Below are 11,537 nucleotides of genomic sequence, written 5' to 3' on the forward strand. Positions count from 1 at the left end.
AAAGTACGCGGCCGCCTTTTTTAAGAATGCATTCTCTTCCGCAAGTCTTGCATTTTCGCGCTTTAAACGCGAAAGCTCTGCCTGTTGAAGTTTTTGATTTTCAAGTGTGTCGCCACCTCGTTTCCTCTGTGCTTTCCATGAATACAATAACGATTCGGCTAAACCAAGATCTTTGGCAACCTGAGGTATGCCCTCTTTATCTGCCCGCTCCATCACTTGATCTTTAAATTGAGGGCTGTATTTCTTTTTAACTCTTTTTAGCTCTGCTTTATTCTTGTTCATTTTCTCACCTCTGCTTTTGATTTTACTCTCTTAGCAGAGTGTCCGACAAATCAGGGCAGGATCAAAATGATCCCTCCAGCAGGAATCGCTGCACAAGCAGCTCATAGCGTAGTTGATTAACGAATCAATCGAATCTGATCGCGATTGATTCAATAGCCTATGTTAATTAGGTATGAGTATTGTTTCATCGTCTTTATTCAATAAGAAATCGATTCTTGCTTTACGGGCATTAAAGAATGCATGCTCACTCAGTTGATTTTGTCTATTTTCTTGATCTTCTCGTTTTTCATTTTGTGCTTCTCCAACAGCTCCAGATGGAGCACCTTTGTTTTCATCTATAATACATACAGATCCACCACTTGTTGTCGTTGAGGATGTTGGTACTTCTTGTTTGGCTAGGAGCGATTTGAGTTCTCCTATTTCCTTTCTAAGTATTTGAATAAATTCATCTTTTGATGCTATTTGAGCTTCTAGGTTTTTTATTTTAGCCACAAACCCGTTTAGACTATCTGAGGGGGCATTTTTAGTGATCTGACGAGTAACACGAGATTTTTGATTGGGCTTTTTCTTTGCTTCAGACACGGCTGGTTCTGAGGCTGAACGAACTTCTACAGCGTGTGTTACTAGTGATCGGGGTGAACCCACTTGAGGTTGTGAGGCCTGAAACTGAGCTATCAAAGCAGGATGAGAGCATTGATGCTGTTGTTGGTATTGGTATAAACTTGAATAACCGTCTTTTCCTACCATCACGCTGGCTTTATGAAAATCATAGACTGTAAGTCCATTCTTGTTCTTAGACTCCCAGTTGCTTTTCCCAAATAAGAGGCTAGCACATTCAGCATGGCCAAAGAAAAGTGCCCACATTAAGGGGATCGATTTATCCTCATTTGCTAAATTTGGATCAGCATTTTTTTCTAGTAAGGCTTGCAATAGCGATGGTTTATTATGATGTACACAGAGAGATAGGGGGGTACCACACATTGTCGCTGCATTTTTAGTTTTAAATCGAGTCGGTTGATTTACATTGATTCCTTCAAATTCGAGCAATAATTTGACTGCTTCTTCTCGATTCAAAGAGAGCGCCAATCCTAATGGGGTGATTTGATTAAAGGCTGCATTAATGATGGTAACTTTCTGCTCTTTAAACTTTTTTATTTTTTCTAAATCGTTCTGTGCAATTGCAAAAAATAATTCTTTAAGTTCTGTAAGAATATTAGTCATTGGTTGTAGCTCCGACGTGAAAGTACAAATAATAATTAATTAATTCTATTTTTGTACAACGAAGATTTGGCTATAGTTCATTCCTGTAAGGAATGGATTCTTGTAAGTAAGGTCCTTGAAGGTTTTTAAAAATGATGCATCTTAATTTTGTTGCAGTTGTTTGAATTTACTTCGATTCTTTCGTGGCATGAGGAATGGTCTTTAATCATTGATGCTAAAGAAAAGAATAACATCAAACGTAGGGATCGAGTTTATCAGTAATAAACACGCGTTAGGTATAAAATTTATTGTTAATTATATGTTAACAAATTGTAGCTAAACTATCATTATACAAAATAGATTAAGGCTCGTAATGTTTAATGAATTGTACCATTATTTAAGAAATATGAAAAAAGAGTTCGATAAAAAATATGCTGGTGCTTCTTTGCAAGTATTAGAAAGGGCTATTTTTAATGAAAAAGAGGACAGAGGCGAGTCAACGGATCCATCCAAATATGATGCAGATATAACGCTTAAATATCGGATCCGTTTAATTCTTTTACATGAGTTATATTGCGAAAAAATGCCATCAGAAGTAACTAGAAATAGCTTAAAAAAATGGCGAGAATTGGAGGAGGATTACGCAGATTTAGAAAAGACACTTTGTCATGAAGCAGAGACGATTCTGGGAGGAGAGAGTGAAGATACCTTGCAATCAGAAATTAGAAAACTGGAAGCCTATATTCAAAAGACGGGCCTAGAGGCTAACGAAAAAGAGGAGATTTATCAAGATTTATCTGGGAAGAGTTCAATCAGTGATTTTCTAAAACTCTTTGCTGAAGTTAAAAGAGGGAATCTATCCGTTTCTCTACGAGAGTCTCAAGATTGTATTAACTTCTTGACTCAGACATGCGAGGCGCTTGTTGACAAAATCGAAAAAAAGGAGCGAAAGTTAAGTCTTTTGAAAGAAAATGCAACAAAGTTAAACGACGAAAAGCGCACTCTCGAAAAATCGTTTACTTGGCTTGAACGATGGGCATTCGAAGATCTTAATGGAAGTGCGAATGCATTTAAGCGATTCGTTTTGTGGGTTTACAATCTTTTTCCTTCGCAGACTATTCAAGATAGAAGCCTGATACTTGGCAGACAAGTTAAAGAGGCGTATTCAGCATACACTGAAAACACTAAGAACATTGATGGGGTTGAAAGCGATATAAAGGAGCTGAAAAGTCACCTTAAAAGCCACACAAAAGAGCTCGACGAAGCTAAAAAAAGAAACACTAACGCATTAAAATTTACCACCCCACAAAATGAACCAACGTCCAGAGAGACAGAAACGAATGAACTAGAATTTCGGAGTAGAGGTCTACATTAGGCTGTTTTTATGATAGAGCTATGTTCTAAATTTGTGTATGGTCAAAAAAGATTAGGCGGCATGAACTTCATCGACTGAATTGTCGGTATCTCTCAAGCCATTGACGAATTTTACGCCGCGAATCACGACGGCAAATTTCTTGAAGCCGCGCAGCTTGTGCCAATGATGTTTGGCATTGTCACATCGCTTGAAAACCATATAGGCTTGCTCACGGGTTGGCGCCATCCAAATTGATTGAAGCTGGTGTTTCGCTTTAGTAAGTAGTAATGTGGGTAATTTTGACCAGCACATTGCCCATCTTGTGAAACCAGCAACGCTGATGGCGGGTGAGTAGATTTAATCAATATTGCAAAAGAAATAAATAACACCTCCCCAAAGCATTCAATGTTACTTAAAATCACTGTAAGATTCTTAAAAATAGAAGGTTATACAGTTGAAAAAACAGGTGCTCTCCAACAATAGTTAGCGCTTAATATTAAAGTAGCCTATGAAAATCGACACAAATTTAGTTCAAAAACTGATTGCTGAGCAATTCTCACAATGGAAATCATTGCCAATTTACCCCGTTACTCAAAGTGGTTGGGATAATCGAACATTTCACTTAGGTGAAGAAATGGTGATTCGGTTACCTAGCGCTGAGGAGTATGAGCCACAGATTCAAAAAGAATATCAATGGTTGCCTTGGCTTTCGAGACAACTTGGATTTGAAATCACACAGCCTATTGCACTTGGGAAACCATCCTCAACCTATCCGTGGCATTGGAGTGTTAATCGCTGGATTGAAGGGGAGTCTGCCTCAAGGCAGAATATTAATGATATGAAATGTTTCGCAGAAGCATTGGAGGAGCGCCATTCCATTCCATGTTAAAATAAATTTTTTAATTCTTTATTAGCAGTCGAATATGATTACCTTAAAAGTACCATCATGCCAAGATGAGAAAATATTCATTGAAACAATGCAAAAAAATCAAGATTTTCATTTTCCTTTTATTGCTGCGCCTAAGACATCAGATGAGTTTCAAACCTATTTAGAAAAAAGCAAAAAGGACAGTGAAAAATACTTTATCGTCTGGGATAGCAATAACAACATTATTGGTGTTTTTAATGTCAGTGGTATTACGCAGTAAACCATATCCCAATGGCGAACCAGCATTGAGAACGCGTCTCGATGAATAGGTGAGGCGTTGCTAACTAGATGATTAAGTTCAGAAAGCACGCTTGCCTCAATTAATTGATGACGTTCTTCCTGATGCTCGTGAGAGAATATGCCGGCTTCATGAACGGAATGATGGATATGGGCTAATTGTGGAATCATATTAATGAAAATATTTTGCTCAAAGAAATGCTCAGCTGCCTCCGCATAAGGATGAACATTTTCTAAGGCCATACGCACCCCTTGAACCAAAGCCCCGCCCCCTAAAAGTGCCGGGAGCCCAACTCCAGTTGCAAGAACGATAAGAGGCAGACTAAAGTGGGCCACCTCGACTAAAGCAGCACCCCCATACAGGGCTTTTGTAGCTAAACTTGTTTCTTTCTGGTGTGGAAGATGGTATTCAGAGGGTGAGGCGGCAAATTTAGGCAATAGTTTTAACTTGACCACATTGGCAACGTTAGCAGTGGCGGCATAACTCTCTAGCTGTTGTGATAAGGTCGCTGTAAAACCCATTGAAGTCGGTTGAAGTGCGGTTAGATGCTTTCCACCGAGATAGTCTAAAGTGGATTTAATGTCTTGCATCGTCTCGTGTATTTTTTCGGCAAAGGAACTGTTGTCTAGACCAAAATAAACCAGCGCTTCATTGAGTATATTATGTAACATAGCGGCGATAAAATAAGGATCCTCACGCTCATTGATGAGAACATTAAATAGACGTCCATGGGCCAAGTATTGGGGTATGTGTTTATCAAAAAATTCACAAAAATCTTTAAGTTTAGCTTCTTCCTCATCTAAGTTCTTTTTTACTTTAAGGTTGCTGTGCATTTGAAAAAGGGGAAGGAGCTTATCTGTAATTACTCTTGCAAGAGGAACAGCATGATAACGAACCACCGCGTTGCTTTCTTCTTTAAGGGGAGGTGAAATTAATTGTGCCGCTAAAACGCTTTTAGGGTGATGGGCTGCTAATTCTTGCAGATAATAGCCCCTCACCGATTCGCTAATGAGATTATCCGCAACGAGCGAAATTAAATAAAATTGCATCGTTCTTAAATAATTGTTCTTATAGGTTCTATCTTTAAAAAACTCCCTACTCATCCCCGCTTGCATGAACCAAGTTATTAAGTCTTTGCTAACGGAAGCAATAACGAGTAAAAGAGCGAACATATTATCGCTGTAGCGATTCCCATAGAGAATATCTAACTCCAAAGCCATATCTCTCAAATTGCCCACCTCTGCGAAAAGCGAGAGTAAATGGTTAGGCGGGGCTAATTGTCGATGTTGCAGGATTGGGGCTAAGGCTTCGCAGGTGAGCATCAGTTGATAACAATCGGCAGGACGAAGAAGAGCTTGTATTGTTGTTTTTTGCTTTTCAGCTCTTTCTCTTAAAGAGTTAGCGCGTTCCTGTAAATAATGTGTCGACGCCCTATGCTCATAGCGCAATGCGGCTAAACGAAGCCAATACAAGCCACTTTTTCTCGCTTGTTCAAGGACAAAGTTTTGGGATGACTCTAGAGGGGGCTTTTTTTCGGTAAGGGGTAATGTTTCTAAGTAGCGGCCATACCAATACATGCCCGCGGCAGCCGTCTTACCCGTTAGGTGATGAAAAGCGATAGCCCCTAACCATGCGCGTGCTTGTAAGAGAATTTGCTCTTCAGCAAATGCACTGCGGGTTTTTTCTTTTATTTCGGGCTCGGAGGTTCTTTGAGAGGCCCAGCTTGATGTTTGCGGTAAAGTGGGGAGAGTGCTTTGTTCTGAGGCTCGTTTTAATGTGTTTTCTGTCGGCAGGGTTACCGCTAACCATTTACCCAATGTTGTGCTATCAGGCTTTAACAGCCCTAGGATTTCTTGGTCGAGAGGAGCAAGCTTTGTTTTCGCTTCTGCTGATTTATCTCGGTCTTTTAATTGCGCCAAAACAGCGTGTAATTCCTCCAAATTCCTAATCTCTGCTATTGTGCAAAGGTGATGGACAATAAAAAATTCATACACAAGCGGTTTTGTAGTCGGATCATTGAAGAGTTGGTTTAAGCCAGAAAGCCACTCGTTCAGGGTTGCTTTCAGCCTATTCTGGGTCAATTGATGGAATAAGTTCTCTTGAGCAAAACGCAAGGTAAGCGCTTTCGTTATTCTAAGGTCAATTGTTGGTCGAGTAGTATACTTGTTTTTTTCTTCTTCGAGATTTTTTGAGGGTTTTGGTTCTCGCATCATGACAGTGATACGATTGCCGTATTTAGCCCGCACATCTTGCAGTAAATCCCACCCTACCTGACTAATCGCAAACGGAGGGAACATGATTTGCCAAGTTGCAACAGCAGGTTTCTTCTTTGTTGTTAAACTTGAAAAATAGGCCTCGTCAATCTTTTGGAAGAAAGGATAAGCGTCTAATAAGGCTACCATTAACTGTTCAAATGAGGCGGCATACCCTTGGTCAATGTCGAGCATAAAAATTTTTATTGCAGAGAAGTAGCGCAATGAAAGGCCAGGAACCCGTAATCGGTCAATAAAACGGAGAGCAGCGACCATTTGCTGGGTGAAAGAAACCCTTTCTGGAGGAAAGAGCCAGGAGTGTTTCGGTGGAGAAAAACTCATTGCTTTGTAATAAGTGAACCAGGTTTTAATGTTAGAATGAGCTTCTAGTGCGGCTTGTAAAGATTTAAGCAAATCCTGGGAGTCGCCTGGTTCATTTTTTTTAGATTCAACTTGTTTAGGCTCACCGAGAAAATATTGAGCCGTTTTCTCCTCTGTTCTTAGCGCTTCCATGAGGGCATTGGCCTCGTGGTAATTTAAAAAGCAAAGACCACCTTCTTGTTCATATACTCGAAATATCGGTAAATTTCTTAAGCCCTCAAAAAGCTCCGGTACCCAAGCGGAATGATGCTCATCTAGAAGGATCAGTTTATTTAATCTCGGCAAATGGGCAAGTTCTGTTAATACCGAACTGCTTATGTCATCAAGGCATAATTGGCTATTACTTAAATCAATCGTTTCTAAATTATTTAATCCTCTCAATAAATTTTTAATTTGTTCGCTTTTCTGGTTAAAACAGAAAGATAAATCACAATTTCTTAAAAGGAGTTTTCTTAACCTCTTGTTTTGATGTAACCCTTCACTAAGTATTTGAAAAGCATCATTCGATAACCACTGTAAGCTATAATTGGATAAATCAACTTCTGTTTTACCCTCAGATTTTTTCAGTAAATGTTGTAAATCAGTGGGAAGTTTTTCAAAACATTTTTCTAACCCCTTGTAATCTAACAAACCTGATTAAAACAATTAAAATGTCGAAGGTGAAAAATGAGACTGTGGTATTGGGACATTATCATTAAGGTAATGCGTAGATAGCTTCACTATTTCGCCTAATCGACCCTCTGCAAGAGCGTCCTGGTGAATTCTCTTAAAAGACGCTTCATCGACTTCATTGTTCAGGAGCATCTCACGAAATTCACGGGCCTTTTCTAATTAGTCGTCCTACTGTAGCCAAGCCCTAAGATAATCCCAAATAAGGAAATACAGCCTAAGGCTAGGATAAGGCAGCCAAAAAGCCTAAACTGACTTAGGTATTCCTCCTCTTGTTCCCGCTGCTCAATGTATTCATCAAGCAAAGCGAGCTGCAAAACACGAATGACTTGTGGGCGCTTATAATCAACAGCCATTTCAAGCGCTGTTTTTTCTTGATAGCTTATGGGGGAAAATAAGCTCATGAAGCCCTCTTGGGTTTTTTCAATCGTGGCGTTAAGATGAATATCAGCACCTGCGTGGATTAGATTGACTGCTAGTTGCTCTTGGCCTTTTTCGATGGCTAAATGCAAGTAGGTGTAATTGCATAAAACATAGTGGGCTGCATAGTGTCGATGCTTTTCTTTTCTACTGACTATCGCATTCAATGAGTATTTTTCTGCGCACATTTTTTCAAAGATTTGCTGTGCGAAAGCGTTAAGATTATATTCGATAGTAAAATGAAGCGGCGTGATGTTTTTAAACTCGTAATAATCCTTGGGGCATCACTAGCGGACTCCCGCCTAAGCTGATTAACCAGCAAATGGTGTGGTAGAGCCCGCCCTTTTTCTTGTGCTCGCTATTATACAAATATTTCGCATCCCAAAGGGCTGCTCTTTATAAGCCAATCGGGGGAGGGTAAATAGCGTGTAATTTTTGTAGCGTCTTAAGGGCTAGGTTCTCGCAGCCGACATTGCCATCATTTAAAGCTCTAGCATTTGCCTCTCGCATTACCGCAAAATAGGTCTGATTTAAGAGATCACTTACCATTTCCTGTTCTTCTGGGTATTTGCAAGTGATGGAAATGAGTTGTCGCGCCACATCGGGGAGTATCTGAAAGCTTATAGCCAAGTGGTTAGGATTACCGGTGCCATCCACTGAAATGAGGTCCTTTAAGATATCACGCAGTATTAGCGGGGAGAAGGAATAATCGGAAAGAAGAGCACGCAACCATGCGAGTGTTTCGGCGTGAGTTTCAATAGAGCAGTATTGGGTGCCTTCTATTAAGGCTTCCAACATTATAGTGTAGTAAACAGTTCCCTTATAACGGCGTAATATCTCCTTAGCCATGTTAATACGATTAAGCTTTAGTGCAAAATAAATGGATTTTTCTAACTCTTCATTCGGTAATTGGGGTAAAATTAATAGGGCTTCGGAGCGAAAATCACATTTTATCAAATCATAAAAGGATTGTTTTAAATCCTTTAATAATCCATATCTTAAGCACAAGGCCAGCATGGGTTCTCTATTCGCTTTGTAATCTTGAGATTTAATCCATGCATCATCCTTTACGGACTCATGCCAAGCTTTGTCAAAAAAATGGCCCTTGAGATGCTGCGCATAGCCTACTTTTTCCAATAAGAATTCTGCTGCATACTTCTTCAATGGCTATTTGCAAACGCCACCATTGGGGTTGCAAGCGTCCTTCTGTTGTTTGGTATAAAAAATGTCTTTACCAAAACGCTTCAGCAAATAAGGCAGGATCGTTTTATTGTGCTCTCTGTTACAGCAGACGGAATTGATGATGTCCTCGTGAGAGCTCTCTTGAGTGATACAAAGTGTTGCGCCTTCCTCAATCAGCCATTGAAAAAAATTGAGGTCACCATAAAAGGCAACGATTTTTAATAGAGTTTTAAATCTAACTACACCAAGAAAATCTTCTCGAATTTGGACTGTTAAATAATTCTTATCCCGTCGAATGTACTGCTTCAATCCCTCGATTACACCATCAGGAATGGGGTCTTGCTTAGCTTCGGCGAGAAGCTCTAAAAAACTCATCTCCCTGTAAGCTTTCTTTTTAGGGGGCTGAGCTTGTTTTTTAGAAGTTGAGCTAAATCCGTGAGAATAAAAATTAGAGTAAGTGGAATGGGTTTTAGAATTTAAAAGACCATATCGCTTGTAAAAATCATTTCCCTGCAGAGCGATAAAAGCACTTTTCTTTTCAGCTTCTGGTGTTATATCGTATTTTAAATAATCATAGGCAGCAGTTACGATTTTAAAAGCACTTTCTGCTGATTTTAATTCTGCATTTTATCCGGATGAAAATGAAGTGCTAACTGACGGTAGGCTTTTTTAAGTGCTTCTTCGGTATAAGGAGAGGTTAAAGAGAATAGCTTTTTGGGAGTTATCTTCTTTTCATGCCATTTGATAACCACTTCGCACTGTGCTTCGAGCGTTAAGTTATACAGAGGATTTTCTCTATCCTGTAAAGGTAAGGGCACAACTCATCTCCTTGTCACCGCGAAGTGCAGCAAATTTACTGAAATGATGTCTTAGTGTCAATGATTAGTAAAGATTGTAACTAAATTGCAAATTATTGCTTTTAACAGAGAAGCAAGCTTAGCCCCGGATGAAGTGAAACGAAATCTGGGATGTTCGAAGCCCAATATCCCGAATTACGACTGCACCTGCATCCGGGCTACGCAGCTAGCTTATTTCAATCGTTTAGCAGAGCTTATTAAAAATTTTTAGATAATAAACAATACAAACCATCCTTTGAGCATCAAAAATCAGCTCTTTCTCAAAAAAGCTGAATCTTCTACACATCTTGTTTATACCAACGAAACATGATCAAATTACCACTTTTTGAGGTAGGTATGGACTTGGCAATTGCAGATACTACAGCATGGTCGGAAGCTATTTTTGGTTCTGTTTCATTAGGAGATAAACGACTTACTCGTCGATTAATTCAGATAGGGAAACAACTGTCATCCATACCTGTGGTTCTCTTTCTGAAAGCTGTGAAGGACAGGATGCGCTTATAGAAGGTAGTTATCGTTTTTTAAGAAACAAACGGGTCACAGCGAATCAGATTGCAGAGGGTGGTTATCAAGTAACAAGCTTGTTATCTCAGTCAATCCCAACGCTTTTAGCCATTGAAGATACAACCACGCTCTCCTATACCCATCACGTAAAAGAATCATTAGGTGATTTAGGTGGTCCCAAAGAAAAAAGTAATCGAGGTTTTCATGCTCACACCACTACGCTCATGGATGCAGAGCAAGAAAAGACAATAGGATTAATAGCGCAAGAACGTTGGTGTCGAGATAGCAAAGAAAGAGGGAAAAAGAATCATCGACGAGTAAGGTTATATACAGAGAAAGAAAGCTATAAATGGGAAAAGAATACTCGGGAGTTAGAGAACCGATTGGGTTATAAAATGTCTGACGTGATTTCTGTTTGTGATAGAGAAGCCGATATTTTTGAATACATTCAGTATAAGTTAGACCATGCTCAACGTTTTATTGTTCGAGCGAGTCATAATCAAAAACTAGAGGAAGCAACGGTTATTTATTTCAGGTTTTATCGTCAGCAGTAACCTTGTGTACTTACACTATTGAAGTGGCTCAAAAAGCAAATAGAAAGAAACGCCAAGCGACCCTTGAGTTAAAAACAACAGCCGTTACTTTCTCGCCTTCTGAGCGAAGAGCCAAAGGACGTGTATTAAAACCAATCACTTTAAATGTAGTAATCGCTAAAGAAAAAAAGCATCTGAAAGCGATTGTCTTGAATGGATTCTATTAACAACAGAAGCTACCACAACATTAGAGTGCACCCGCAAAATAACGCGATATTATGAAATGAGATGGCGCATTGAGGATTTCACAATGCATGGAAATCTGGGGTTGGTGCTGAAGAGCAGCGCATGCAATCGATTGAAAATTTAGAGAAAATGATGGTCATTCTCTCCTTTGTAGCCATTCGATTACTCCAATTAAAAGAGTATTTGGAATACCCAACTACTCTAGACATCAATGATAGCAGTACTTATTGTGATGAATTGCTCTCTGATGCTGAATGGAAAGTCTTATGGAATAGTGTTGAAAGAACATCATTACCTGAAAAAATACCTACCGTTGCTTAGGCTTATAAAGCAATAGCCAAGTTAGGTGGTTGGACTGACTCTAAAAGGACTGGAAAAGCAGCTTGGTCTCCTATATGGAAAGAATAGTTCCGCTTACAGGAACGAGTAGAAGGGCTTAGAATACCTACCGAGTTGATGGAGATGTGATCAAGAGACAGCTTAAATGGGAA

9 protein-coding genes and 2 pseudogenes are annotated in these 11,537 nt (G+C 39.5%); 3 read left to right on the top strand and 8 right to left on the bottom strand.

The window, feature by feature from the left end; genetic code table 11:
* Together B5D33_RS16100 and B5D33_RS16105 are read right to left on the bottom strand one after the other, a co-directional pair.
* Nucleotides 1–282 (bottom strand): transposase (locus tag B5D33_RS16100; RefSeq protein WP_139364752.1); only part of this gene is annotated, 282 nt, incomplete at its 3' end.
* A gap of 162 nt (nt 283–444) precedes the next feature.
* Nucleotides 445–1,503 (bottom strand): ankyrin repeat domain-containing protein, encoded by a 1,059-nt coding sequence (locus B5D33_RS16105; RefSeq protein WP_058452811.1) that lies wholly within the window; start codon nt 1,501–1,503, stop codon nt 445–447.
* Nucleotides 1,504–1,855: 352 nt separating this feature from the next.
* Between B5D33_RS16105 and B5D33_RS16110 the strand changes: the two genes are divergently transcribed.
* Nucleotides 1,856–2,857 (top strand): hypothetical protein, encoded by a 1,002-nt coding sequence (locus B5D33_RS16110; RefSeq protein WP_058452810.1) that lies wholly within the window; start codon nt 1,856–1,858, stop codon nt 2,855–2,857.
* A 51-nt stretch (nt 2,858–2,908) separates the two neighbouring features.
* On the opposite strand, the pseudogene B5D33_RS17135 reads toward B5D33_RS16110, so the two are convergent.
* Nucleotides 2,909–3,185, bottom strand: a pseudogene (locus tag B5D33_RS17135) (IS256 family transposase); the annotation flags it as partial.
* A gap of 159 nt (nt 3,186–3,344) precedes the next feature.
* Here B5D33_RS17135 and B5D33_RS16120 point away from each other — a divergent pair.
* Nucleotides 3,345–3,725: a phosphotransferase gene (locus B5D33_RS16120; protein WP_234802536.1), complete on the top strand. Its 381-nt coding sequence runs from the start codon at nt 3,345–3,347 to the stop codon at nt 3,723–3,725.
* 156 nt (nt 3,726–3,881) lie between these two features.
* Here B5D33_RS16120 and B5D33_RS16125 read toward each other — a convergent pair whose 3' ends face one another.
* From B5D33_RS16125 to B5D33_RS16145, 5 genes are all read right to left on the bottom strand, one after another.
* Nucleotides 3,882–7,265, bottom strand: coding sequence for a hypothetical protein (locus tag B5D33_RS16125; protein WP_078767515.1), 3,384 nt, complete (start codon nt 7,263–7,265; stop codon nt 3,882–3,884).
* A 197-nt stretch (nt 7,266–7,462) separates the two neighbouring features.
* The gene (locus B5D33_RS16130) at nt 7,463–7,912 is read right to left on the bottom strand and encodes a hypothetical protein (protein ID WP_078767516.1); all 450 of its coding nucleotides are present in this window, start codon (nt 7,910–7,912) and stop codon (nt 7,463–7,465) included.
* 208 nt (nt 7,913–8,120) lie between these two features.
* Complete coding sequence (locus B5D33_RS16135) at nt 8,121–8,888, bottom strand: lysozyme family protein (RefSeq protein WP_078767517.1); 768 nt, start codon at nt 8,886–8,888, stop codon at nt 8,121–8,123.
* Between the two features lie 3 nt (nt 8,889–8,891).
* Nucleotides 8,892–9,281 carry a hypothetical protein gene (locus B5D33_RS16140; RefSeq protein ID WP_058453771.1) on the bottom strand — a complete coding sequence of 130 codons (390 nt, stop codon included), beginning with the start codon at nt 9,279–9,281 and terminating at the stop codon, nt 8,892–8,894.
* A 239-nt stretch (nt 9,282–9,520) separates the two neighbouring features.
* Complete coding sequence (locus B5D33_RS16145) at nt 9,521–9,724, bottom strand: J domain-containing protein (protein WP_058453772.1); 204 nt, start codon at nt 9,722–9,724, stop codon at nt 9,521–9,523.
* Nucleotides 9,725–10,099: 375 nt separating this feature from the next.
* Here B5D33_RS16145 and B5D33_RS16150 point away from each other — a divergent pair.
* Nucleotides 10,100–11,454: pseudogene (locus B5D33_RS16150) on the top strand (IS4 family transposase).
* The last annotated feature ends 83 nt before the right edge of the window (nt 11,455–11,537 follow it).

Origin of the sequence: Legionella maceachernii, assembly GCF_900167045.1 — a bacterium.
Lineage (GTDB): Bacteria > Pseudomonadota > Gammaproteobacteria > Legionellales > Legionellaceae > Tatlockia > Tatlockia maceachernii.

Bases quoted from the DNA above. Each gene is read 5' to 3' on its own strand.
- B5D33_RS16140 (WP_058453771.1), bottom strand. From the start codon at position 9,281: ATGAGTTTTTTAGAGCTTCTCGCCGAAGCTAAGCAAGACCCCATTCCT.
- B5D33_RS16110 (WP_058452810.1), top strand. From the start codon at position 1,856: ATGTTTAATGAATTGTACCATTATTTAAGAAATATGAAAAAAGAGTTC.
- B5D33_RS16105 (WP_058452811.1), bottom strand. From the start codon at position 1,503: ATGACTAATATTCTTACAGAACTTAAAGAATTATTTTTTGCAATTGCA.
- B5D33_RS16120 (WP_234802536.1), top strand. From the start codon at position 3,345: ATGAAAATCGACACAAATTTAGTTCAAAAACTGATTGCTGAGCAATTC.
- B5D33_RS16130 (WP_078767516.1), bottom strand. From the start codon at position 7,912: ATGTGCGCAGAAAAATACTCATTGAATGCGATAGTCAGTAGAAAAGAA.